The sequence below is a fragment of the Streptomyces sp. B3I8 genome (assembly GCF_030816915.1).
Lineage (GTDB): Bacteria > Actinomycetota > Actinomycetes > Streptomycetales > Streptomycetaceae > Streptomyces.
Map to the genome: position 1 here is coordinate 423,886 of NZ_JAUSYN010000001.1, position 21,766 is coordinate 445,651.

A 21,766-nucleotide genomic window follows, 5' to 3' on the forward strand; every position below is an offset into this window, starting at 1 on the left:
AGGCCGCCCGCCCGCATCGCAGCACCGCCGAGCGGAGGCTGAGGGGGGAAAAGCCACTCGGTGAGATCACTGAGCGGCGGGCGTGAAGGTCCTGCCCTCCGTCGACGTGGCGGTGCAGATCTGCACGGTTCGCTACGTCGGCCGGTTCCTGGGACCTGGGGGAGAACTCGCAGCCGACCGTCGTCCTCTCGGAGCTGGACGTCGACCTTGCGCAGGTCGTCCTGGCTGTCAAAAGGATCGAAGCCGTGGCACTCATGCATACGGACCACGTGCGCGACCCCGGGCGTCATCGGCGGGACCCGAAAGCCGACCGGGACGGCGTTCCCGCGGGCCGCAGCCTCTCCTCCCCGAGGCCGCTTTGTCCAGGACGTCCGCATCCACTGAACGGTGGCCTCCACGACGCTTCCCCCTGCCGCCTCGTCGAAAGTCTCACCCTATGTCCACGCGGCCTGACGACACCTCGGAGGAAGACCAACTCGAACTGTCCGCATAAATTCCGATATGACCTTCGGCCTGTACAAGATGCACGGCTTCCGCGCCGGCTGATGAACCGGCAGCTCACCGTGCAGGAGTCCCGCCACCGCCCCGCCCGCGCGATCTGCCACGGCGGCCGCGGCCAGATCCGCCAGGCGTACCGCGAGGGCCAGGAGGACCAGCTCGCCGCCCTCGGCCTCGTCCTCAACGCCGTCGTCCTGTGGAACACCCGCTACCTGGACGCTGCCGTCGCCCGGCTCCGCGCCGAGGGCCACGACATCAAGGACGAGGACGTCGCCCGCCTCTCCCCGCTCAGGGACCGGCACATCAATTTCCTGGGCCGCTGCCTGTTCAACATCAAGGCCGGCGACCCCGGCCAGGGCCTGCGCCCGTTGCGGGACCCGGACGCCGTCGAGGACGGTGAAGACCAGGAGTGATGGGCGACGCACCCGACCTGTCAGGCCGTTCGTTTCGAAGCGGAGGTCCCGCGCAGATACCCGGGGACCGGTAAGAGAAGAGGACACCATGGCCCGCACGAAGGCCCGGCGCCGGGCCGCTGGTGAAGACGGCCGGGAATACGCGGTGTCCGGGCCCTGTGGCGACCTGCTGCCGGTGGAGCGGTTCACCCTCACCCGCTCCCGCCGCGCCTGACCCGCCGGCCGGGGGCCGGTCCTCCGGCTTGACTTCGAGCGCGCTCCAATTCCTAGTGTCGCAGGCGTTCGTCAGCGCTTAAGGTACCGCCCGGTCCACCGGGCAGGAGGAGTAGCCCCGCATGATCACCCGAACCACGCTCGGCTCGCCCCGTCTCACCGTCAGCGCGATGGGCCTGGGGTGCATGGGGATGAGCGAGAGCTACGGCGCCGCCGACTGGGACGGCGGCCTGGCCACCATCGACCGGGCCCTGGAGCTGGGCATCACGTTCCTGGACACCTCCGACTCCTACGGCACCGGGCACAACGAGGTGCTGGTGGGCCGGGCCATCCACGCCCGCCGGAACCAGGTGCAGCTAGCCACCAAGTTCGGCATCGACCGCAGTGCCGGCGACCGGGGACGCCGCATCCGCGGTGCCCGGGACTTCGTGCTGCGCTCCTGCGACGCCTCGCTGCTGCGACTGGGCGTCGAGGTGATCGACCTGTACTACGCCCACCGCCCGCCCCAGGACGTGGAGATCGAGGAGACCGTCGGGGCGATGGCCGAGCTGGTCGAGGCGGGCAAGGTCCGCCATCTGGGCCTGTCCGAGGTCGACGGCGAGCTGCTGCGCCGGGCGCACGCGGTGCACCCGATCACCGCGGTGCAGAGCGAGTACTCGCTGTGGACCCGCGACGTCGAGGCGGTCACCCCGGTGATGGCCGAGCTGGGGGTCGGGCTGGTGCCGTACTCGCCACTGGGGCGGGGGTTCCTGACCGGCACCCTGGACCGCTCCACACTGGGCGAGAAGGACTTCCGGCGCACCAACCCCCGCTTCGCCGGCGAGGCGGGCGAGGCCAACGAGAAGATCGCGCAGACCGTGCGCGAGGTGGCCGACCGGCTGGGTGCCACCCCGGCCCAGGTGGCGCTGGCCTGGGTGTACGCCCAGGCCGAGCGGCTCGGGGTGGCGGTGGCGACCATTCCGGGCACCCGCAGCCCAGTCCGGCTGGAGCAGAACGCGGCCGCGCTGGAACTCACCCTGGACGCCGAGGCGCTGGCCGCGCTGGACCCGCTGAGCGACCAGGTAATGGGCGAGCGCTACACCCCCGCGCACACCGCCGAGGTCGCCCGGGGTTAGCCAGCGGGTTCGACGCGCACGACGTCCAGCTCGACGACATCGTTGACGTCACGCCCACCAGTGACCTCGCCGGTCACGACCAGCCGGGGTCGGGCCGGCGGTGCCCCGTCCTGTTCGACGGCCAGGATCGCCCCGGTTGCCGACGCCCGGGGCGATCTCGCCGTAGGAGCCCAGCGCCCGGTGCCCGTCCGCGCCCACCGCGAGCACGCTGACGCTCAGCTGTGCGTCGTCAACCGATCGTTTGACGACAGGCGGGCGACGCGTCCGATGAACCCGTGCAATCCGGGCGTCCGGGCGCGAATCTCATCAGATCCGATGGTGGTTGCTGACAGGGTTTGACGACAGACAGGGCCCATTCCTCCGTACGGAAGGGGCCCTCGGTGGCGAACCTGGTCTACAAGCGGGTCTCGACCGACCGGCAGTCGACCGCCCGGCAGAACCTCGTCCTGCACGAGGCCGGGATCGAGGACCCGGTCGTCTTCGAGGAGGACCCGGGTACCTCCAGCCGCCTCCATCCGCTCCGGCGGCCGGAGTTCCGCGAGCTGCTGAACTATGCGCGGCCGGGCGACACCGTGCACATCTCCGAGCCCTTGCGGTAGCCGTAGGCGGCATCCGCGGTCACCCACCGGAACGGGATGCGGTCTGCGATCGCCCTGCGGACCATCGCTTTGGCCATGGTCGCCTTCGTCTCGAACGCGACCTCGTCGCCGATGCCCGAGTGGCGGCAGCGTGCCCGGTCGTCGGTCCAGGAGATGGGCAGATAGAGCCGCCGGTCGATCAAGGTGCGTCCGCGGCCTGCGGCGTAAGCGAGGAAAACACCGATCTGGCAGTTCTCGGTGCGGCCCGCGGTGCCTGAATACTGCCGTTGAACCCCTGCCGATCGGGAGCCCTTCCGCAAAAAGCCGGTGTCGTCGACGATGAGCCCCGCGTGCCGGTCACCGAGGTTGTCGACCACGTATTGGCGCACGTCGTCGAGGACCTCGTCGGCGTCCCACTCGATCCGGTTCAGCATCCGCTGGATACGGTCAGGGCCGTCGTGTCCTGCCTCTTCGGCCAGTGTCCAGCCGTTCTTCCGCTGCGATGGAGCAAGCAGCCCACGCATGTAAGCCAGCGCCGACTCCCGCGGCTCGGACCGGTTGAACCGATGCACGAACCGCCCATGCACCGCATCAAGTCGCGCGCCCACACACGCACATCAGTAGGGGCCCCACCCAGGCCACAAGCCGTCCGGCACGATCCAACTCCACGTTCCCCGCCCCATGCCCGGACAACGTCCGCCTCACCACATGGGACACGGTCCAAACGACAAGCCAAGACCAGCCGGGTGTCGAATACTTCGGGGGACACGAGAGCCTGGCGCTGTTCGACTGCCGGACGGCTGGAAGAGGTCGGCCGAGGGGCTCTGCGTGAGGTTCTCCAGGATCGTGCGCAGCCACGGGCTGCGCACGGCCGGCAGCCGGGCCAAGGTGTGCCGGAACGTACCCCGGTCGGCCCGGAACAGATGGGTGGGGCGCGGCGGGAGCGGGTCGTCGCGGAGTGCGTCCTGGGGTATGCGGCCCGAGGCGGGAACCGGCAAGCACGGCTGAGGAGAGACCAGCCACAGCCGCCGGCCTCTGCGATTCGAGCGGCCACGGCGTTGGTGCCTTCTGTCGTCAGCAGGTCGGCTTCGATGCATCGGCCAGGGTGCTCGTACCCGTCGGGCATCGTTCGTGCCGTCGCGTAGACGTCGGCACCCATCTCTCGCAGTCTCTCCACGACGGCCTTGCCCGAGCCCTTCGAACCGCCCGTGACCAACGCCCGGCGACCGTCGAGACGATCGCGATCTGAACTGGACATTTCTCTCTCCAGTGAAGATTGAGGTGGTGCGGGTTCGGTCAGGCCGGGTGGTTGGCGATGACGAGTTCGGCGATGAGGTCGTCCCGCAGCGCGAACCGGTAGTCCAGCTCGGCGACGCCGCCCGGGAAGGTGCCCTCGAGCCGCACGGTTACCACCCAGTGGGTGTCATCGACGCGGTGAGCGCCGATCTGCTCGGTCGTGTATTCGAACTCGGACCCGGCGTCCCGCAGGAACGCGTAGGTCTCCTCCCGGCCGCGGAAGGTCTCGTCCTGGTCGACGATCACCGCATCCTCGGCGAAAAACGACGAGGCGGTGTCGGCGTCGCGGGCGACGTGAGCGGCGAAGAACTCGCGCACGGCGGTCGGGAGCAGATGGGACGGGAGATCGGTGTGCTGTGTCATGAGCCCACCGTGTGACCTCACGGCGCGGGAGGGTCAAGCCGTGGACTCTCCCCCAGGGGGAACGTCCAGAATGAAGGGATGCTGACCATCGGGGAGTTCTCGCGGCTGACCCACTTGAGCGTGCGGACCCTGCGCCGGTATCACGAGGCGGCCCTGCTGGAACCCGCCGTGGTGGACGAGACCACCGGTTACCGCTACTACGGCGTCGACCAAATCCCGACCGCGCAGGTCATCCACCGGCTCCGCGAGCTCGACGTCCCCCTGAGCGAGGTGCAACGGATCCTGCGGACCCCCGACCCCGGTGTCCGGGCGGCCCTGGTCGCGGGCCACCTGCAACGCCTCGAGGATTCGCTCGACCGCACCCGGGCCGCAGTCGTATCGCTGCGCCGCCTGCTCCGGCCCGACCCCGCGCCCATCGACGTCGAGCTACGTGCGGAGCCCGCCCGGACGGTCGCGGCGGTGGAGGCCGTAGTCGGGCATCGCGACATCACGACCTGGTACGCAGGCGCGATGGCCGAATTGGAGGCGGCCGTCGCCGGCGACGTGACCGGACCGCCGGGCGGCAGCTACGACAACGCCCTTTTCGAGCAGGAGCGCGGTCACGCGGTCGTCTACCTGCCGACCGCTGCGCCACCTCGCACCGGACGCGTGCACCCCATGACTCTGCCGGCCGCGGAACTGGCCGTCACCACCCATGTCGGCGAGCATGACGGCATCGAGGTCACGTACGGCGAACTCGGGACCTGGGTGGTGGAGAACGCGATGTCGGTGGCCGGGCCCGTGCGGGAGGTCTACGTTGTCGGCCCCCGTGACACAAGCGATCCCGCTGCGTGGCGCACCGAGATCGGCTGGCCGGTCTTTCGCGTCACCTGAAGCCGTCAGTGTAGTGCGGAGTCGACGAGCTCTCAGTAACTCACACCCTCCCACCACCCAGCGCTCCTAGAATCGGCTTCAGTTCACCGTCATGGAGGGCATGATGCAAGAACACGACGAGTTACAACTCCAGGAAGCCGCCGAGGCCGGAGATCCCGAAGCCTCATACCAGCTCGCGGATCTCGTCCGTAAACAAGGACGCCACGAAGAGTACGAGCAGTGGATGCGACGCGCTGCTGAGGCGGGCCACTACTACGCACTCCAGGCCTTGATCCACAAGACCAGCGAACGGGCCCGAAGTGACCCGGAAGCCGAAATCTGGGCAGAACACTGGTACCGACGTTGGGACAAACTCGACACGGAAAGCAGGCCGGCATGGTACGCACAAAAACATGCTCCTCTCGTAGCACTTGCAGAGCGCATGCCGGAGTGGGTGTCAAGACGCACAGAGGAAGCAGAGAGAATACTTCTCGATCTTGCCGAGAAAGGGAGCAGCGACGCTGCCGGATCTCTCGCCGTCAAGAAACAAGAAAAGAAGGAGTACAAGGCGGCAGCCGAGTGGTTCATCCGCTCCCACGGAAGCAGCAGCAGAACATTCCTCGCCCAGCTGAAACGCGATGAAGGTCATCAGACTGCGTACACCCGGCTAGCCAGGGAGGGCTTCGAACCCGCAAAAGAAGTTCTTCGTCATCTCGGCACACCCAGCCTCAGACCACCGCAAGCACCCGGTCCGGGTACGACCGACGTCATCGTCACCGCCATCCTGACGGCAGCAATCCTCCCCTTCATCCAAACAATCGCATCAAAAGCAGCAGAATCTTCCTACTACGCCACTCGAAACTTAATTCTCAATCTCATGCACAGGGGCGGGAACATACAAATTGAGCGATCAGCGGGGCGGAGCGCGGAAATCTGCATAATTCGAGACCCCAAAAATGGTGTCACCTTCGAAATGAAGGACGATCAATTTCTCAGTGACGAGGCTCTTGATAAGCTTATCGAAACCGATCTCGAATCCCTCGCCGCCCCAGATCCTTCTGGGAAACCAGTAACCATCCGCTGGGACGACTCGAAATATATGTGGGTCCGTCACGTGAAGTAGTTCCTGACTCGATCGCTTACAACGGCTGACACAATGAGCCGAGTTGTCGGTGGGTGATGAGGCAGCAGGCGAGTGTGAGGAACGCTTCGTGGATGTCGGCTCGCCGTTCCCGTCGGATGCGCAGACGTCGGAAGCCGTGCAGCCACGCAAAACTCCGCTCGACCACCCAGCGGTAGGTGCCCGGTCCGGTGCCGTGCAGGGTGCCGCGGCGGGTGATCGCGGACACGATGCCACGTGCGCTGACCTGGTCGCGGTAGATGTCGTGGTCGTAGCCGCGGTCGGCGAACAGCGAGTCCGGCTTGCGGCGGAACCTACCGACTCGGCCGCGGACCGGTGGGATCGCGTCGGGCAGGTGCAGAAGTTGAGTGACGTCGTTGCGGTTGCCGCCGGTCAGCAGGACGGCGAGCGGTGTGCCGTGCCCGTCGGTGATCAGGTGGTGCTTCGAGCCGGCCCGGCCTCGGTCGACCGGCGAGGGGCCCGTATGGATCCCCCTTTCAGCGCTCTGACGTGGGAGGAGTCGACCACGCAGCGGGACCGGTCCAGCCGGGAGGCCGCGTTCAGCTCGGCCGGCAGGACCTTGTGCAGCCGCTGCCACACTCCGGCCTCGTTCCAGTCCCGCAGACGGCGCCGGCACGTCATGCCCGAGCCGAAACCGAGGTCCTGAGGCAGGTACTCCCACTGGATCCCGGTGTGCAGCACGTACAAGATCCCGCACAGCACATCCCGGTCCGGCAACGGCTTACGGCCCGGGTGACGGAACCTGCGCTCGCGCTGCGGCAGCAGCGGCTCCAGGTGATCCCACAGCTCATCCGACGCGATCCACGGTGACGTCCCCACAGAGGACCGAACGCTCAACTGCCGCCCTGGACACGGCAACCAGGAGCGATCCACCTCATTGCGTTAGCCGCTGTTAGCCGCTATAAGGACACCGTGCTGGTCGTGGGACAGCCCTCAGTGTTCTGAGTCGGGAATTCTCTTCAGGACACGCGCTCATAACCCGCTTGTCCGATCTCCTTACGGGACGTGTTGGCAGGCCCCCGGCTCACCGACCACACCGCGTCCTGATTCAGGAGGCGAGAGTTTCGGCACAGCACCCATAATTGCGGTAGTCGTAATAATGAGATCCCAGCATTCTTTGGTTGCACTGGACGCAAATGGCGCTATTGTTAGGATTCACGCGAATGACGGAGGCGTCCTTCATTGCGAAGATCGCCTCCACCATGTCTTTTCCGTGTTCGCGGATTCCCTGTTGCAGGAATTCGAACGCGCCGTATGTACCTCCACACTCGCACGAAAGCTTGTTCGAGTAGGCTGACCCTGTGCACTTGACCCCCAATTCGGACTCAATCCGAGCCTTTTCTCCGGGTGATACCGGCTCCATGCCTGCTTCCCTGATGCGCGTAGGCGACCAGTACCACACCTTGATTGCGTCGGCTTGGGCGCGGGGAAGGTAGAACGTCTCGGTCCTGCCGCTCTTAATCGCTTCGCGCACCGTGGCAAAGACGCTCCCGTCGTCCGCCGCGAGGACGATCTGTCCGCCGCTGACGATTTCATCAATGGCAGCGAAAGTTTCCATGGCCTGTACCTCCAGAAAAGACGAAAGGGCAACCCAGTCAGGCGGCTGAGTTCCTTTTTTACTCTCTTGGCTTTTCTTTGGGTAGTCAGGGGTGCCATTTGAGTGAACCGGCGGGGATGGTTACCGGTAACTGGTCTGCGACGGGCTGACCGACTTCCGGACGCGGTGAACACCGTCTGGCCTGCGGCGATCGTGCACACTTGAGTCGTTCACCTGCTCCGCAACAGCTTCAAGTACGCGGGCCGCCAGGACCGGGAGAAGATCGCCAAGGCCCTCCGCCCGGTCTACGCCGTACCGACCGAGGAGGCCGCCATGGAGCGGTTCCTGGAGATCTCCGAGGAATGGGGAGCGAAATACCCGGCCATCGTACGGTTGTGGGAACGCGCCTGGGCAGCGGAGTTCGTCCCCTTCCTCCGATTCGACGTGGAGATCCGCAAGATCGTGTGCACGACGTACGCAGTCGACAGTGCGAACGCCCGGATCCGTAAGGCCGTCCGCGCCCGCGGGCGCTTCCCCGCCGAGCAGGCAGCCCTCAAGTGCGTCACCTCGCGGTCCGGGCAGCGTCCGCCCGCAAGCGCAACACAGGCACAGGGCGGGGGCAGCACAGACCCCAGAAGCACTTCCCGACCTGGGCCGCGCGCTTGTCCAACGCATCAGGGGGTCAGGTGACCTTGGTCGTATGGGCCGGGAACAAGGCCATGACCGCCGCGCCGGTATTGGACTCGTAGGTGAACCGGCTGATCCGCTCCGCCACATCGTTCTGCACGGAGCACCGCCGACCTGGTGCACTTGGTGCACCCTGTTCGGCATCCATCCCGGCACTGCCGCCCGATACGTCTACACCGCGCACCCCGACAGGGCGCTGCCCCGGATCCGCTGAGCATCCGCCCGCATGCGGTTGTGAGGTGCGGACTTGAGGGGAGGGGACTGTCAGCGCCCGGTGCCAGCACGCTCACCTGGGCCATTCCCCAGGTCCTCCATCACGGGCAGGCACTCGGCGAGCAGGTCGACGACGTCGCGCCAGGCTCGCTGCGCGTGCTGTGGGTGGTGGCCGACGCCAGGGACCACAGGGTGGTCGACCGGCGGGTGGTGGAAGGCGTGCAAGGCGCCGCCGTAGACCGCGAGGCGCCAGTCGACGCCAGCGGCCTGCATCTCAGCGGTGAACGCGTTTCGTTGCGCGGGCGGCATGATCGGGTCTTCCGACCCGACCCCGGCCCACACCGGGCAGCGAATGCGTGCCGCCTCGCCCGGTCGGCCCGTGGTCAGTGCGTTGACTGTCCCGATCGCGCGCAGATCGACACCATCGCGACCGAGTTCCAGTGCGACTGCGCCCCCAGTGCCGTAGCCGACGGCGGCGATCCGGTCGGGGTCGGTCCGCGGTTCGGTGCGCAACACGTCGAGCGCCGCATGGCCGATCCCCCGCATCCGGTCGGGATCAGCGAGCAGTGGCATACAACGGGCCAGCATCTCCCCGGGGTCACCCAGATAGCGCCCGCCATGAAGGTCGAAGGCCAGCGCTACGTATCCGAGCTCGGCGAGAGCATCGGCCCGGCGGCGCTCGACGTCGCTGAGCCCCATGCCCTCAGGTCCGAGCAGCACCGCGGGCCGACGGCCGGCACCGGCCGGGAGCGCGAGGTGCCCGATCATCGTCAAACCGTCGGCCGGGTAGTCGACCGCACGCGTCGTAATCGTCGCCATGAGACGGGACTGTAGTGATCGTCGAGCCCGGTCCGGCCGCTGTTCTGCCGCTGGCAGAACAGCGCGGGTGTCCCTCCGAAACACGGGACGGACCCGGCGCTCAGGGCTTCAAGATCATCCCGATGCCCCTTGGGCGCGCCAGTGTCACACCCCCAGCGCGTCGTCCAGGAGCGGAATCCCCCGCATCACATAGAGGGACGCCATCAAGGTGCACGTGTCAACCCGTGTGTGAGGGAGGCACGCCTCGCCTCCCAACGGTTCCGGCGGGGCGGGTAGTTGAGGGGTTCGGTCAGTCAGTCGGCTCAGCCCCCGCAGCCACCGTATTCGAGGGAGCTCACTGCGTTGTCGTAGAGGAACAGAAGTTCCTGCTTCTCACCCGGCGGGATGGTGTAGTGGTAGCCGTGGTAGTCGGCATCGGTGTAGATGCAGACGAACCCCTCGCCACGGTTCCACACCGAGCTGGCTCGGTCGTTCCACGCCCAGCCGAGGTTGGGGGTGTCCACCCGATACTGGAGCTGCAGGTTGTTCCCGGTGAGGTTGTGGCCGTCGTAGAGGCAGATCTGGCCTTCTTCACAGCGGGTCACGGGTTCATCGGCCGATGCGGCTCCCGGAGCCGCCAGTACGGCGGTGGAGGCGAGGACTGCTCCTACTACCGAGGTCTTTAACGTCAGGTTCATGACTATCTCTTCCCGTTGGTGCGCGTGGGTATCTGTGGAAGCGCGGTCGTGGTCCCGCCTCCTGCTGCCCGGGGCTTGACCCGAGATCGTGAACGCCGGTTCCCACGGCGGCAGTCAGCGTAACCGATCATTGTTCGAAGGCGTTCGGGCGTTCGGGCGTTCGGGCTGATCTGGCCGATGCCGGAGTGCCTCCTCCTGGTGTTGCAGCGGGTGGCCCATCGGAAGACCGCGAGGCGGGACAAGCTCACCCAGGAGCAGCGTGCCGCCCTCGCCGCACTGGGCATGGACCGGGCGGGCCCGGCGCCGGCCGTCGAGGCCGCCCCGACGCAGCCCGCCCCGCAGCCCGCGCCCCCGGCGGGCCCGAAGAAGCGGCCGGTGCGGGAGCACCACGAGGAGTGCACATCCACGGCGAGCGCCGGATCCTCGTCGTCACCATGCTCGTCACGCTCGGCGGTGGCGACGTGGAGCTCGCGTCGTTCGTTCTGTCCGCGGTCGGGATCATGAACGGTGCGGTGCCGGGTGTCCTCGTGTCCCCGATCGGTCCGGCACGCACGCCGCCCGCCGGGGTCGCGGTGGAGCAGGTGCTCCGAGCGCAGCACGCGGGCGTAGGCGGTGAGGTCCTCGTGCCGCTCGTCGCCCGGCGGGACCGCGGCGAGGGCGCCGGCCACGCGGCGCATGACCTCGGTGGCCCTCTCGTCGAGCAGCTCCTGCTTGTTGCGCACGTGCCTGGTGGAGGGCGGAGGCGCGGACGTCCGGCCGGGAGGTGAGCGCGCGGACGGTGAGGGCGTCCATGCCTTGGTCGCCGAGGAGTTCGAGCGCCGCCGTGACGATCCGCTCCCGGGTGATGCCTAGGGCCATTGACTCCTTAACAGCGTTCAGGCATGCTGGTCACGGCATTGAACTTAGTTAAGGAGAGTCGTGATGCGTGCTGCACACCATCGTGCGCGGGCCGGCCACCAGGCGGCACCACGGCGCAGCCGGACGAGGTATCCGCTGGTGCCGGGCATCGACGTCGCTCGCGGGCCTGGAGGCGTCGTTGAGCGCGGACCTGCTGCCCAGCCGGCGGATCCGGACCACCGGGAGCGGCGCCGGATCGCGGTCGGCCGAGGAGATGCTCGTCGAGGCACCCGAAGTCATGGCCCGCTTCGCCGACGGGTCCCCGCAGCTGCCCCGCACCGCGTTCCCGCTGAGCCGGGTCGGTGAGGCATGGGCACACACCGGGCCGCAGCCGCGCCGTCGTCGTGCCGGATCGAGCCGTCCATTCATCAGAACGTGATCGGAGAAAGGAAAACCATGCAGAAGAGGGCACTTGTGGTAGGGCTCGGGATCGCGGGGATGTCCGCGGCCATCGGGCTGCGCCAGGCCGGCTGGACGCCGGTGATCGTCGAACGGGCACCCGAGCGACGTACCGGGGGCTACTTCATCTTCATGTTCCCGGAGGGTGTGCAGGCCGCGGCCGACCTGGGGATCGCCGACCACCTGCACACCCGCAACCCGGATTGGCGACCGGGCGGGAACTCGTGGTCGGTGGATCGCCGGGGCAGGCGGAAGCCGGCTCTGGGACTGCTGGACGCGCCCAGCGGGCTGGCAGCCGTGCTGCGCAGCGACATCGAGGCCGCGTTGTGGCAGGGCATCACCGGCGACGGGACCGAGGACGCGGTCGAGGTGCGGTTCGCGACCACTCCGGTCGAGATCACCGAGGGCACCGGCGGAGTACGGGTCCTGCTCGAGGACGCCGGCACCGGGAAGCAGTACCACGAGGACTTCGATCTCGTGGTCGGCGCGGACGGGATGCGCTCGAGCGTGCGCCGGATGGTGTTCGGTCCGGACGAGGACTACCTGGCGAACTGGAAGGCGATGATCTGCGCGTTCCAGATGAAGGAGCAGGTGCCGTCCTACGAGGCGAGCGACAGCATCATCGTCTCGCGCCCCAAGCGTGCGATGTGGGTGTTCGGACTCGCCGACCACGCTCCCTGCGCGTGGCTGACCTTCCGCACCGAGGACATCCCGGACCGGTTCGCCGGGCCGTCGATCGAGCAGGTGCGCGCGGCCTTCTCCGGGATGGAGGACGAACCCGTGGTGCGCCACGTCCTGGACTCCCTGGAGCAGGCCCCTGACCACGTGTTCGACTCGATCCACCAGGTGAAGATGCCCAAGTGGAGCACGGGGCGGGTCGTGCTGGTGGGGGACGCGGCCTGGTGCATGAACACCTACTCGGCCATGGGCTCCTCGTCCTCGCTGCGCGGCGGCGCCGCACTGGGCGTGGCCCTGCGGGAGCACCCCGGCGACCTCGCCGCCGCTCTGGACGCCTGGGAGGCCGGCCTGCGTCCCTACATCAGCAGCCAGCGACGCTCCGCACGGGTCAAGCAACAGCGGTTCGTCCCGTCCAGCCGCCCGGTCCAGGTGCTGGTCGGGGGCGTTCTCGATCTGGCCCGCAGGGTCGTCCACCGCCGGCTGGCAGCGGAGTTCACCGCGGCGGCGGCCGCTGCCCCGTCCGGCACGGCGCGGTGACGGCCATGCGGAAGAGGGCGTTGGTGGTCGGGCTCGGGATCGCGGGGATGTCCGCGGCGATCGGGCTGCGCCGGGCCGGTTGGACGCCGGTGATCGTCGAACGGGCGCCCGAGCGGCGCACCGGGGGTTATTTCGTCGGGCTGTTCCCGGAGGGTGTGCAGGCCGCGGTCGACCTGGGGATCGCCGACCACCTGCACACCCGCAACCCGGAACGGGGGGCCGGCGCGAATGCGTGGTCGGTGGATCGCAGGGGCAGGCGCAGGCCGGCCCTGGGATTCCTGGATCAGCCCGGAGGGCCGGCAGCGGTGCTGCGCGGGGACATCGAGGCCGCGCTGTGGCAGAGCACCACGGGTGTCGAGGTGCGGTTCGGGACCACTCCGGTCGCGATCACCGAGGGTCCTGCCGAGGCGCAGGTCCTGCTCGAGGAGGCCGGCACCGGTGCGCAGTACCGCGAGAGCTTCGACCTGGTCGTCGGTGCGGACGGGATGCGCTCGAGCGTGCGCCGGATCGTGTTCGGTCCGCACGAGGACCACCTGACCACGTGGAACGCGATGATCTGCGCCTTCCAGCTGAAGGAGCAGGTGCCGTCCTACGAGGCGAGCGACAGCATCATCATCGCGCGCGCCAAGCGGGCGGTGTGGGTGTTCGGGCTCGCCGACCACGCGCCCACCGCGCTGCTGACCTACCGGACAAGGGACATCCAGGAGCAGTTCGACGGATCGCGGGTCGAGCGGCTGCGCGCGGTCTTCTCCGGGATGGACGACGACCCTGTGGTGCGCCACGTCCTGGACTCCCTGGAAGAGGCCCCTGACCACGTGTTCGACTCGGTGCACCAGGTGCGGACGGAGCGGTGGAGCGCGGGGCGGGTCGTGCTGGTGGGGGACGCGGCCTGGTGCATGAACCTCTACTCGGGCATGGGCGCCACGTCCTCGCTGCGCGGCGGCGCCGCACTGGGCGCGGCCCTGCGGGAGCACCCCGACGACCTCGCCGCCGCCCTGGACGCCTGGGAGGCCGGGCTGCGCCCGTTCATCACCAAGCACCAGCGCACCGCGCGGCTCAAGCAGCAGATGTTCGTCCCGTCCAGCCGTCGGGCCGAGGCGCTGCGCTCGGTCCTCGTCGGTCTGGCCCGCAGGATCCGCGGCCGCCGGCCGGCGACGGAGGCGGGCGGGCCGCAGGCCTTGGCGCTGTCCGGCACGTCGCGCTGACGACGGTGTCCGCGCCGAGGAGGGACGATGCGGGACGCCGGAGAGCCTGGGTCGCTGCGGGCATCGTGGTAGCCGGGGGGTGCCTTTATGCCTTCCGTAAAGGCACCCCTGTCAGGTTTGGGCTGGTCAGAGGCGGTTAGGGGGTGCTGAGGTTGTGCGGCGAGCGCGACGTCCGTCGGTGTCCGGGGTTCAGCGTCTCCGGCGAGGTTCGCGGTCGACTCGCTGGACCCTGCGCGAACACGGCCCGGATTACGTGCTCCTGGACGGCCCCCTCGGCGAGGGTGACCGCCTGGGCGACGGACGCGCCCACTACTCCTTCAAGCACCGGCGCCACGGCGTGAACGTGCGGGAGTGAGCCGTTGGCCTGGCAGACCAAAGAGAGATGCCCGCGACGTGGAGTCCGGCCAGGTAGATGGTTGCGGTCTCCTCGTAACGGGTGGCGATGCCCCGCCACTGCTTCAGGCGGTTGATGCAGCGTTCAACGGTGTTGCGCTGCTTGTACGCCTCGCGGTCGAAGGCGGGCGGCCTACCGCCCTGGCTGCCGCGCCGCAGCCGGTGGCCACGCTGATCCGCCGGAACCGGGATGACCACGCGGATTCCGCGCTTGCGCAGGTGCTCACGGATCGCGCGTGAAGAGTACGCCTTGTCGGCCAGAACCATGTCCGGCCCGGTACGGGGACCGTCCTCGCTGCCGAGGGACGCGGAGGCGGGCCATGACGTGAGGGAAGACGGGCGCGTCACCGGCCTGTCCGGCGGTGAGCACGAAGGCAAGTGGCCGACAGTAAGCATCGGAGGCGAGGTGGATCTTCGTGGTCAGTCCACCGCGAGACCGGCCGATGGCATTGTCATCAGGTTCGCCGGCCGGGGCCCCTTTTTGCGGGCCCCGGCTGCGTGCTGGTGAGCGCGCGCGATAGTGGAGTCGACCGAGACGGCCCAACCAAGGTCTTCCTCGGCATCGGCCTGCGCGATGAGCGCGGTGAACACCCGCTCCCAGGTGCCGTCCACGGCCCACATCCGCAACCGGTTGGAGAGGCCCCTCCAGTTCCCGTATTTCTCGGCAAGGTGGACCCACTGCGATCCGGTCTGGAACTTCCAGGCGATCGCCTCGATCACCTCACGGTGATCCCACCACCGACCACCCCGCCGCGGCGTCCGGTCTGGCAACAATGGCTCGATCCGCGCCCACTGCACGTCAGTCAACGGCACGCTCAGACCAACGATCAGATGATCCAAACGAAACGGCCCAGGTGATGCCGTTGGAGCGTCGGCAACCGCAGGGCCGGCTCCAACGCGCGACCGTCACGGTGCCGAACGTCTCCGCTGCAGCAACCAGGTACCCCCTGTCACTGTCCCCGTCACCAATAGGCCCACCATCAGTGACATTTTGAACTCCTCCATCTTGCTGCCGTCGTCCGCCATAACCACCGACAGCGTCGTGATGACGACCGTGATCACTAGCCCGATGGCCAGGTTCTTCCACACCAGTGATTTCAGCAATTTCTCCTCGTTTCTCGATGAGTGCGGCGCCGCGTCGTTCTTCATTGGGTGGCGCACCTGGCTTGCCATCAGTTCGGTGCGATCAATACTCGTTCGGCACGGTCTTGCGTCGCGTCCCGTTACGGACGTTGCCGGCCGACCCCCTCGGGCGGGGTGTCGTGCTTCTCATGGCCGGATGTCCGGGCATTTCCTCCTTCGGAGAGGTCTCCGGCACCGTCCGGGTCAAATGCTTCAACAGCCCGCCCGGGCCGGTCAGCCACGAGCCCTGGGTGCACTGTCTTGCTTGCCCTCCTTGTCGCGACGCTCTCTGCGGCCGCAGTCCCGCGTCCGAGCCCGGGCCGACTCCTTAACGTCGTTCAGGGCGCTGTCTTCTTTATAGCATGAACTTAGTTCAGGTCGGAGGGTGCTCATGGCTGTTGCCTTTGTTCGGCGTTGCCGAGACCGACGAGTTCTGGAACGGGGTGCGCAACGCAACCGGGGGAGGACGTGGAGCCGGGGGCGCTCGGCCTGCCCCGCGGACGGCGCGGCCCACGGGATGCGAAGCGCCAAGGACGCCCATGCGGCCGGCCTGCCGGGCGGTGGGAGGCTTCGACGGTCCGGCCGCTTCCTGCGGGGGCGCCGTTCCGCAGGATGACCGAATTGCCAGGCCGGAGGGGTTGGGACACCACCCCCGCGACAGGGGTCACGGTGTCGGGACCGTTGTGGACCTGCTCGGCCGGCGGTACATCTTCCGAGGGGGCGGTGCTCCAGCTCACCGACACGGACATCATGGTCGAGGGGGTGGCCGCGAACTCCCCGACCGGAGTGCGCCTCTGCATCCTGATGGCGGGACCGGCCCTCGTCGCCGCAGCAGTCTTCGCACTCGCCCCCTTGCGCCGCCGCCGATCCCGTCTGCGGCCCTCGCAGGCCGGGAGGGTCGTCCTCGATGCCGGGGACCGTGGAGAATCCGTCGTCCTCCGTCGGGCAAGAAGAACGCTCACGTCCGCTCCGTCACGGAGCGAACGCTCCGGACGAGATGATGAGCCGCCGGCAGGCATCCTGGGCCGGTGTCAGACCTTCAGCCGGGCGGCGAGCCCGTCGAGGACGATGCCGAGGTGCCGCTCGAAGCGTTGGTCACCGTGGTCGTGAAGGTGGCCGGCTTGCTTGACCAGGGGCGCGTTTCCGCCCAGCCATGCGTCGCGTTCGGCGAGGGAATAGCGGGTGGGGTCGGTCTCGGCGGACTGGAGGTGTTCCTGTTCCTCGATCACGAAGCCGACAACGAAGGCGGTCACCAGGTCGACGGCGTCGTCCGCGTCGGAGAGTTCGACCCCGGACGCGGTCCAGCGGACGAACCAGATCTCCTTCGCCTGTACCACCTCCGGGTCGGCGATGCGCCTGCCGCTGAAGATGCGTGCTCCGTCACGGTGGAGCAGGAACTCCGCACGCAGCACACTCGCGAACGCCACCAGATCATCACGCCAGCCGTCACCCGGGGGAAGCTCCGACAAGGCGGAGCCGACCCGGCGCATGACAGCGGTGCCCATTTCGTCGAGCAGCTCCTGCTTGTTGCGAACGTGCCAGTACAAGGCGGACGGGCGTACGTCGAGCCTGGTCGCCAGCGCACGCACGGTCAGGCCGTCCATACCTGCCTCGTTGAGAAGGCCAAGCGCTGCTGTCACGATCCGGTCCCGGGTGATGCCTTTGTTCATACTTGACACCTTAACGTCGTTCAGGCCCGCAGGGCGGGCCGCCCTACCACGGTTATTGATCAGAAACTCATGGGGGTCTCGAGCGGGTCCCAGCGGGCGTGTGGGCCGCCGAAGCAGCCGCGGACGATGTGTGGCTGCCGCCGGCGCCCGAGGAGGAAGCGCCGGGTTCAGGCGGCGAGTTCGGCCTGGCCGCGGGCTCGCTGCCGGCGGAGCAGTCAGTCGTGGCGTGGTCTGTAAGGCCACGATGGTTCGCGCGACCGCCTTCATGGAGCACTTCGCGAGCGTGATGGCACCGGGCCTGGAGCACGGGGAGATCGTGCTGAGGCTGCCGCTGCCGGAGGACGTCGCCCTGAAGATGATCTCGGTCAGGGACATCGGCCGGGTCGCCGCCGCGCTCCTGCTCGGCACCGCCAAGGCGCCCGGCGGAGCCGTCGAGCTCGTCGGCGACGAGCTGACGGGTCCCCAGATCGCCGCGGCGTTCGGCGCGCGCGCCGGGCTCCCGGCACGGTACGAGGTCCTCCCGTTGAGCGTGCTTCCCACCGACCTCGACAGGGTGATGTTCCGCGAGTTCGCGAAGGCGGCGGAACACCCCGCGGACCTCGCGGTGGTGCGCTCGATCGAGCCGGCCACCCTGGACCTGGCCGGGTGGATCCGAGCCACCGGCTGGACCGCGCCCACCGACGTGGCCGGTTCCTGAGCCTCCGGCCGCGATGAACGCTCCGCCATCGCGCCCACGGTCTCGGCTCCGGGCACGGCAACGCATCCGCCAGCGGTTGAAGTAGTCACGAAGCTCCCGGGGCGTGCCCGGGGCCGACACCGGCACGCTGGTCGTCGAGAGACCGCCGGTCGACGGCGAGGTGAAGATCCACTGGAACCGGGCCGCCCCGCCACCGGTCACCGTAGAGCGGCCGGGCGGTCCGGTGCCCCGTCGGCGGACGTCGGGAACGGCCGGTGCGCGTCGCCGGCCGGCGTCATCCGTGCGGTGCCCGGCGCTGTGCCGGCCGCACGAAGAACTCCAGCCCCTCCGGGTCGTCCACGGCGGCGGGGGTGACGACGGTGCCGGGGTTCGCGCTCATGAGGATCCGTTTGAACGGGACCTCCAGTTCCTTGCCGGCCCTGGTGTGCGGGACGGCCGGCACCGCCAGGATCTCGTCGGGCACGTGGCGCGGTGCGGCACGCCGCCGGGACGCCCGGCGGATGCGGTCGCGCAGCCCGTCGTCGAGTACGGCGCCCTCGCGGAGCGCGACGAGGCCGGCGGGGTCATGCGGGCTCTGCGTCCGGCTGCCGGTTCAGGCCCAGGAGTTGCGGGGTGCTCACTGCGGCGGCGCAGCGCTCGGCGAAGCCGAGGACCTGGAGGCAGTACTCGCGGCCGACGACGCTGTCGGCGATGCCGTGTGCGGAGCCGGGGAACAGGGCTGCGTCGACGTAGGGTGAACGGGTGCGCAGTGTGTCGGCGAACTCGGCGACGAGGTCAGGCCGGGCAGCCCACAGTGTGTCGAACTCACCCAGCCGGTAGTGGACGGGCACGGTGATCCGTGAGGCGAGGCGTTGCCACTCCCGCGGCCAGCCGCCGACGATCTCCAGCCCCTCGGCCCGTACGACGGGTTCCAGGATGCCCGGCAGGCTGTGCATGCCGATCTGATGGGGGGCCAGTGCCCACCGGGGAGGCGCGGTGATCCTGCCCTGGAGTACCGACATGTCGACGCGTTCCTCGGCCGGGGTGGAATGCCAGGCGTCCACCACGTTTTCCGGCGGCAGTTGGCCGATGTCCGCGACGGCCAGACCGAGCAGCGGCCAGCCCGGCCGTTCCTGGGCGCTCCACAGGGCGGCCAGGTGGATGCCGACTGCGCCGCCGATGGAGCAACCGATCACGACGACCCCGGGCGCGGTCGTGGCATGCCGCTGCCACAGTTCGGCGACGGCCTGGTCGAGCCGTTCCGCGGCGGCCCGCAGCACTCCCGTGTCAGAGCCGGCGGGGAGGCTGAGAGGCTTACTGCCGCCGTAGCCGGGGCGGTCGAGGGCGTAGGCGGGGAATCCGTTGCGTGCAGCCCGCAGGATCTGTGAGTGGCCCGGGATGTCGAACGACCGCGCGGTGGCACCACCGCCGTGCAGGAACACCAGTACGGGCTGGTCGGTGGTTTCGTCCGGCAGTGCGGCGAGGCCGGTCGTCCTGCCGCCGGACAGTGTGATGTCACTGGAAAGGGTCTTCATGGATCACTCCTGGGTGGAGATGCGGTACCGGCGGGGCGTCGCCCTGCGGTACGGACCACCGTATGAGTGCGTGCCGTAGAGTGGCAGTGCAGATGCCAATGAGTGGAACAGGAAGGCTGAGGCATGGCTCAAGCGGTCCCGCCCGGTGAACCGGCTCCGCGGCGCGGGCGCAGGCCCGCGCGGGGTGACGCGGTCGTCGACCGCGCTTTCACACTCCTGGGCGCCTTCGACCCGACCCGCCGGACCCTGTCCCTGGCCGAGCTGACGCGTCTCACGGGTATGCCGCGCAGTACCACCCTGCGCCTGGCGAAGAAACTGGTCGGCACGGGAGCACTGGAACGAGGCGACGACGGCCGGTACGCCATCGGCCTGCGGCTCCTGGAGATTGCCTCGCTGGCACCTCGCGGCCATGGCCTGCGGGCCCTCGCCATGCCGTTCATGGAGGACCTCTTCCACATCACCCGCCAGCATGTCCTGCTGGCCGTCCGTGACGGCGACGAGGCACTGCTGGTCGAACGGCTGTCCGTCCACAACGCCGATCCGGTGCTCTACCGCGTCGGCGGCCGCATGCCGTTGCACTCCACGGGAGTCGGACTGGTTCTGCTCGCCGGCGCACCACCCGCCGAGCAGGAGCGGATCCTGGAGGGTCTCTCCGCCCAGCCCGCCGGGCCGCAGGCGCCGGACGTCACGGAACTGCGCAGGATCCTGGCCGACGTACGACGGGGCGGGTTCGCCACCGTGACGCTGAGCACTCCGTGGCCGCGGACCTCCGTGGCCGCGCCACTCCTGGGCCCCGGCGGCGTCGTCTGCGGCGCCCTGTCCGTGGTCCTGCCGAGCGGGACCGTCGACCACAGGACGATGACGCCCGCCGTCCGCACCTGCGCACGAGCGATCTCCCGCGAACTACGCAGCGGGCCCTGCGAGGACAACCCCGACCACAAGCGCCGGTAACTCGCGGCACCATGTGAGCGGTACGGCGAAGGCGGCGCACGTGATGCTCGGTCCGTTGCGCGCATTCACGCACGGTGCCGGGTGCGGCCCTCTCCCGGGCGCACGTACGGACAACCGCCCGCGCGGCCGGTCGCACCACCATCCTCTTCGCGGCAACGCTGCCCCGCGCGGCGGCGGAGCCGGCGCGCGACACGGCGAGCGTGCTCCGGTCCCCAGCCACGTCCGCGCCGGCCTTCCCGCCCCTCCCTCATCCCAACTCCAGTCCGGGACATGGGCGAACGGCCTCCCTCCACCTCGGCCGAAGCCGTACGCGGCCCTTGGCGCGGGGTCTGTCTGTCCAGCTTCTTGCCGACAGGCCGGGACAGCGGGGAATGAACCCGGCCGGCTCACGGTTGCCGTAACCGAATCTGATTCGGATAACGGAAGGGCAGCTCATGACCGACTCGTCGCGGCGGCACGCACTCCTGGAAGCCCGCTACGGGCAGCAGGCGACGCCGGGGAACATCATCTGGAACGAGCAGATCGAAGCGCTGCTCGCGCACCGCTCGGTGCGCGCGTTCACCGATGAGCCGCTGCCCGAAGGCGCTCTGGAGACGGTGGTGGCGGCCGCCCAGTCGGCGTCCACGTCGTCGAACCTTCACCAGTGGAGTCTCGTGGCCGTCTCGGACCCGGAGACGAAGGCCGAACTCGCGAGGCTGACACACGGCGCGGAGTTCACCGGGTTCGACTTCGTCGCCGAGGCCCCCAGTGTGCTGCTGTGGGTGGCGGACATGTCGCGCAACCACGCGATCAGCGTCGAGCAGGGCGGCAAGCCCGTCGTCACCGACTACGTCGACGCCTTCCTGATGGCGTCGGTCGACGCGGCCCTGGCCGCCCAGAACGGTCTCGTCGCGGCGGAGGCGATCGGACTGGGAGGCGTGTACCTGGGCTCGCTGCGCAACCACGCCAAGGAACTCGCCGACCTGATCGGACTTCCCGCGTACGCCTACGTCGTATTCGGCATGGCCATCGGCACCCCGGACCCGAACCGCCCCAGCGCGGTGCATCCCCGCCCGGCGCAGGACGTCGTGCTGCACCGCGAGCGCTACCGCACACGTCCGACCAAGGAGTGGATCGATGACTACGAGACCGCGTTCAAGGACTTCCGCGCCGAGTACGGACTGCGTGACAAGACATGGAGCCACTCCGTCGTGACGGGCACGGGCCTGGATTACATGGACGGGCGTGAGAACCTGCGTCGTACGCTGGAGGAGCGCGGCTACCTGCTGCGCTGAAGGGCATTCGACGGGAGTGGGGGCGCC

The 21,766-nt window shown here is 68.8% G+C and carries 20 protein-coding genes and 6 pseudogenes; 15 read left to right on the top strand and 11 right to left on the bottom strand.

All coding sequences use genetic code 11. The features are described 5' to 3' along the window. Positions 1–536 precede the first annotated feature (536 nt). The 4 genes and pseudogenes from QFZ64_RS02010 to QFZ64_RS02025 form a co-directional block, all read left to right on the top strand. A pseudogene (locus QFZ64_RS02010) lies at positions 537–911 on the top strand (Tn3 family transposase); the annotation flags it as partial. 88 nt (positions 912–999) lie between these two features. Further along, positions 1,000–1,125 carry a hypothetical protein gene (locus QFZ64_RS02015; RefSeq protein WP_307061636.1) on the top strand — a complete coding sequence of 42 codons (126 nt, stop codon included), beginning with the start codon at positions 1,000–1,002 and terminating at the stop codon, positions 1,123–1,125. A 121-nt stretch (positions 1,126–1,246) separates the two neighbouring features. Further along, a complete protein-coding gene (locus QFZ64_RS02020; RefSeq protein ID WP_307061638.1) occupies positions 1,247–2,239 on the top strand; it encodes an aldo/keto reductase in 993 nt (330 codons plus the stop codon). 380 nt (positions 2,240–2,619) lie between these two features. After that, the gene (locus tag QFZ64_RS02025) at positions 2,620–2,838 is read left to right on the top strand and encodes a recombinase family protein (RefSeq protein ID WP_307061641.1); all 219 of its coding nucleotides are present in this window, start codon (positions 2,620–2,622) and stop codon (positions 2,836–2,838) included. On the opposite strand, the pseudogene QFZ64_RS02030 reads toward QFZ64_RS02025, so the two are convergent. Then, a pseudogene (locus QFZ64_RS02030) lies at positions 2,829–3,425 on the bottom strand (IS701 family transposase); the annotation flags it as partial. The gene QFZ64_RS02025 and the pseudogene QFZ64_RS02030 overlap by 10 nt on opposite strands. 688 nt (positions 3,426–4,113) lie before the next feature. Further along, positions 4,114–4,476 (bottom strand): nuclear transport factor 2 family protein, encoded by a 363-nt coding sequence (locus QFZ64_RS02040; RefSeq protein ID WP_307061643.1) that lies wholly within the window; start codon positions 4,474–4,476, stop codon positions 4,114–4,116. Positions 4,477–4,554: 78 nt separating this feature from the next. Here QFZ64_RS02040 and QFZ64_RS02045 point away from each other — a divergent pair, with 78 nt between their 5' ends. After that, complete coding sequence (locus QFZ64_RS02045) at positions 4,555–5,349, top strand: MerR family transcriptional regulator (RefSeq protein WP_307061645.1); 795 nt, start codon at positions 4,555–4,557, stop codon at positions 5,347–5,349. Positions 5,350–5,440: 91 nt separating this feature from the next. Continuing rightward, positions 5,441–6,451, top strand: a complete 1,011-nt coding sequence (locus tag QFZ64_RS02050; protein ID WP_307061647.1) for a hypothetical protein — start codon at positions 5,441–5,443, stop codon at positions 6,449–6,451. 16 nt (positions 6,452–6,467) lie between these two features. Here the strand turns inward: QFZ64_RS02050 and QFZ64_RS02055 are convergent. Together QFZ64_RS02055 and QFZ64_RS02060 are read right to left on the bottom strand one after the other, a co-directional pair. Then, positions 6,468–7,288 (bottom strand): IS5 family transposase gene (locus QFZ64_RS02055; RefSeq protein WP_373430525.1). Its coding sequence is split into 2 segments (ribosomal slippage): positions 6,468–6,934 and positions 6,934–7,288, totalling 822 coding nucleotides; the frame shifts between segments, so codons are not numbered across the junction. A gap of 229 nt (positions 7,289–7,517) precedes the next feature. Then, complete coding sequence (locus tag QFZ64_RS02060; protein ID WP_307061649.1) at positions 7,518–8,027, bottom strand: hypothetical protein; 510 nt, start codon at positions 8,025–8,027, stop codon at positions 7,518–7,520. 130 nt (positions 8,028–8,157) lie between these two features. Here QFZ64_RS02060 and QFZ64_RS02065 point away from each other — a divergent pair. Continuing rightward, a pseudogene (locus QFZ64_RS02065) lies at positions 8,158–8,570 on the top strand (transposase); the annotation flags it as partial. Positions 8,571–8,957: 387 nt separating this feature from the next. On the opposite strand, the gene QFZ64_RS02070 reads toward QFZ64_RS02065, so the two are convergent. Next, positions 8,958–9,725 (bottom strand): dienelactone hydrolase family protein, encoded by a 768-nt coding sequence (locus QFZ64_RS02070; protein ID WP_307061650.1) that lies wholly within the window; start codon positions 9,723–9,725, stop codon positions 8,958–8,960. Between the two features lie 302 nt (positions 9,726–10,027). Further along, positions 10,028–10,402, bottom strand: coding sequence for a peptidase inhibitor family I36 protein (locus QFZ64_RS02075; RefSeq protein WP_307061653.1), 375 nt, complete (start codon positions 10,400–10,402; stop codon positions 10,028–10,030). A 395-nt stretch (positions 10,403–10,797) separates the two neighbouring features. On the opposite strand from QFZ64_RS02075, the gene QFZ64_RS02080 reads away from it, so the two are divergent. The 5 genes and pseudogenes from QFZ64_RS02080 to QFZ64_RS02100 all read left to right on the top strand — a co-directional run. Next, positions 10,798–11,169 (top strand): hypothetical protein, encoded by a 372-nt coding sequence (locus tag QFZ64_RS02080; RefSeq protein WP_307061655.1) that lies wholly within the window; start codon positions 10,798–10,800, stop codon positions 11,167–11,169. A gap of 158 nt (positions 11,170–11,327) precedes the next feature. Then, positions 11,328–11,678: a hypothetical protein gene (locus tag QFZ64_RS02085; RefSeq protein WP_307061657.1), complete on the top strand. Its 351-nt coding sequence runs from the start codon at positions 11,328–11,330 to the stop codon at positions 11,676–11,678. A gap of 17 nt (positions 11,679–11,695) precedes the next feature. After that, the gene (locus tag QFZ64_RS02090) at positions 11,696–12,913 is read left to right on the top strand and encodes an FAD-dependent monooxygenase (protein ID WP_307061659.1); all 1,218 of its coding nucleotides are present in this window, start codon (positions 11,696–11,698) and stop codon (positions 12,911–12,913) included. A gap of 5 nt (positions 12,914–12,918) precedes the next feature. Beyond that, positions 12,919–14,118 carry an FAD-dependent monooxygenase gene (locus QFZ64_RS02095; protein ID WP_307061661.1) on the top strand — a complete coding sequence of 400 codons (1,200 nt, stop codon included), beginning with the start codon at positions 12,919–12,921 and terminating at the stop codon, positions 14,116–14,118. Between the two features lie 226 nt (positions 14,119–14,344). Next, positions 14,345–14,467 (top strand): annotated as a pseudogene (locus tag QFZ64_RS02100) (IS5/IS1182 family transposase); the annotation flags it as partial. On the opposite strand, the pseudogene QFZ64_RS02105 reads toward QFZ64_RS02100, so the two are convergent. From QFZ64_RS02105 to QFZ64_RS02115, 3 genes and pseudogenes are all read right to left on the bottom strand, one after another. Then, a pseudogene (locus QFZ64_RS02105) lies at positions 14,428–15,342 on the bottom strand (IS5 family transposase). The pseudogenes QFZ64_RS02100 and QFZ64_RS02105 overlap by 40 nt on opposite strands. Before the next feature lie 75 nt (positions 15,343–15,417). Continuing rightward, a complete protein-coding gene (locus QFZ64_RS02110) occupies positions 15,418–15,660 on the bottom strand; it encodes a hypothetical protein (protein ID WP_307061664.1) in 243 nt (80 codons plus the stop codon). 1,004 nt (positions 15,661–16,664) lie between these two features. Next, positions 16,665–17,303 (bottom strand): TetR/AcrR family transcriptional regulator C-terminal domain-containing protein, encoded by a 639-nt coding sequence (locus tag QFZ64_RS02115; RefSeq protein ID WP_307061666.1) that lies wholly within the window; start codon positions 17,301–17,303, stop codon positions 16,665–16,667. A 235-nt stretch (positions 17,304–17,538) separates the two neighbouring features. Here QFZ64_RS02115 and QFZ64_RS02120 point away from each other — a divergent pair. Then, a pseudogene (locus QFZ64_RS02120) lies at positions 17,539–18,000 on the top strand (NmrA family NAD(P)-binding protein); the annotation flags it as partial. 274 nt (positions 18,001–18,274) lie between these two features. On the opposite strand, the gene QFZ64_RS02125 reads toward QFZ64_RS02120, so the two are convergent. Together QFZ64_RS02125 and QFZ64_RS02130 are read right to left on the bottom strand one after the other, a co-directional pair. Continuing rightward, complete coding sequence (locus QFZ64_RS02125) at positions 18,275–18,463, bottom strand: hypothetical protein (protein ID WP_307061668.1); 189 nt, start codon at positions 18,461–18,463, stop codon at positions 18,275–18,277. A gap of 100 nt (positions 18,464–18,563) precedes the next feature. After that, on the bottom strand, positions 18,564–19,514 hold the full coding sequence (locus QFZ64_RS02130) for an alpha/beta hydrolase (protein ID WP_307061670.1): 951 nt from the start codon (positions 19,512–19,514) through the stop codon (positions 18,564–18,566). 123 nt (positions 19,515–19,637) lie between these two features. On the opposite strand from QFZ64_RS02130, the gene QFZ64_RS02135 reads away from it, so the two are divergent. After that, positions 19,638–20,465, top strand: a complete 828-nt coding sequence (locus QFZ64_RS02135) for an IclR family transcriptional regulator (protein ID WP_307061672.1) — start codon at positions 19,638–19,640, stop codon at positions 20,463–20,465. A gap of 434 nt (positions 20,466–20,899) precedes the next feature. After that, the gene (locus tag QFZ64_RS02140; RefSeq protein WP_307061674.1) at positions 20,900–21,739 is read left to right on the top strand and encodes an NADPH-dependent oxidoreductase; all 840 of its coding nucleotides are present in this window, start codon (positions 20,900–20,902) and stop codon (positions 21,737–21,739) included. The last annotated feature ends 27 nt before the right edge of the window (positions 21,740–21,766 follow it).

Bases quoted from the DNA above. Each gene is read 5' to 3' on its own strand.
- QFZ64_RS02015 (WP_307061636.1), top strand. From the start codon at position 1,000: ATGGCCCGCACGAAGGCCCGGCGCCGGGCCGCTGGTGAAGACGGCCGG.
- QFZ64_RS02020 (WP_307061638.1), top strand. From the start codon at position 1,247: ATGATCACCCGAACCACGCTCGGCTCGCCCCGTCTCACCGTCAGCGCG.
- QFZ64_RS02040 (WP_307061643.1), bottom strand. From the start codon at position 4,476: ATGACACAGCACACCGATCTCCCGTCCCATCTGCTCCCGACCGCCGTG.
- QFZ64_RS02045 (WP_307061645.1), top strand. From the start codon at position 4,555: ATGCTGACCATCGGGGAGTTCTCGCGGCTGACCCACTTGAGCGTGCGG.
- QFZ64_RS02050 (WP_307061647.1), top strand. From the start codon at position 5,441: ATGGAGGGCATGATGCAAGAACACGACGAGTTACAACTCCAGGAAGCC.
- QFZ64_RS02060 (WP_307061649.1), bottom strand. From the start codon at position 8,027: ATGGAAACTTTCGCTGCCATTGATGAAATCGTCAGCGGCGGACAGATC.
- QFZ64_RS02070 (WP_307061650.1), bottom strand. From the start codon at position 9,725: ATGGCGACGATTACGACGCGTGCGGTCGACTACCCGGCCGACGGTTTG.
- QFZ64_RS02075 (WP_307061653.1), bottom strand. From the start codon at position 10,402: ATGAACCTGACGTTAAAGACCTCGGTAGTAGGAGCAGTCCTCGCCTCC.
- QFZ64_RS02090 (WP_307061659.1), top strand. From the start codon at position 11,696: ATGCAGAAGAGGGCACTTGTGGTAGGGCTCGGGATCGCGGGGATGTCC.
- QFZ64_RS02095 (WP_307061661.1), top strand. From the start codon at position 12,919: ATGCGGAAGAGGGCGTTGGTGGTCGGGCTCGGGATCGCGGGGATGTCC.
- QFZ64_RS02110 (WP_307061664.1), bottom strand. From the start codon at position 15,660: ATGAAGAACGACGCGGCGCCGCACTCATCGAGAAACGAGGAGAAATTG.
- QFZ64_RS02115 (WP_307061666.1), bottom strand. From the start codon at position 17,303: ATGAACAAAGGCATCACCCGGGACCGGATCGTGACAGCAGCGCTTGGC.
- QFZ64_RS02130 (WP_307061670.1), bottom strand. From the start codon at position 19,514: ATGAAGACCCTTTCCAGTGACATCACACTGTCCGGCGGCAGGACGACC.
- QFZ64_RS02135 (WP_307061672.1), top strand. From the start codon at position 19,638: ATGGCTCAAGCGGTCCCGCCCGGTGAACCGGCTCCGCGGCGCGGGCGC.
- QFZ64_RS02140 (WP_307061674.1), top strand. From the start codon at position 20,900: ATGACCGACTCGTCGCGGCGGCACGCACTCCTGGAAGCCCGCTACGGG.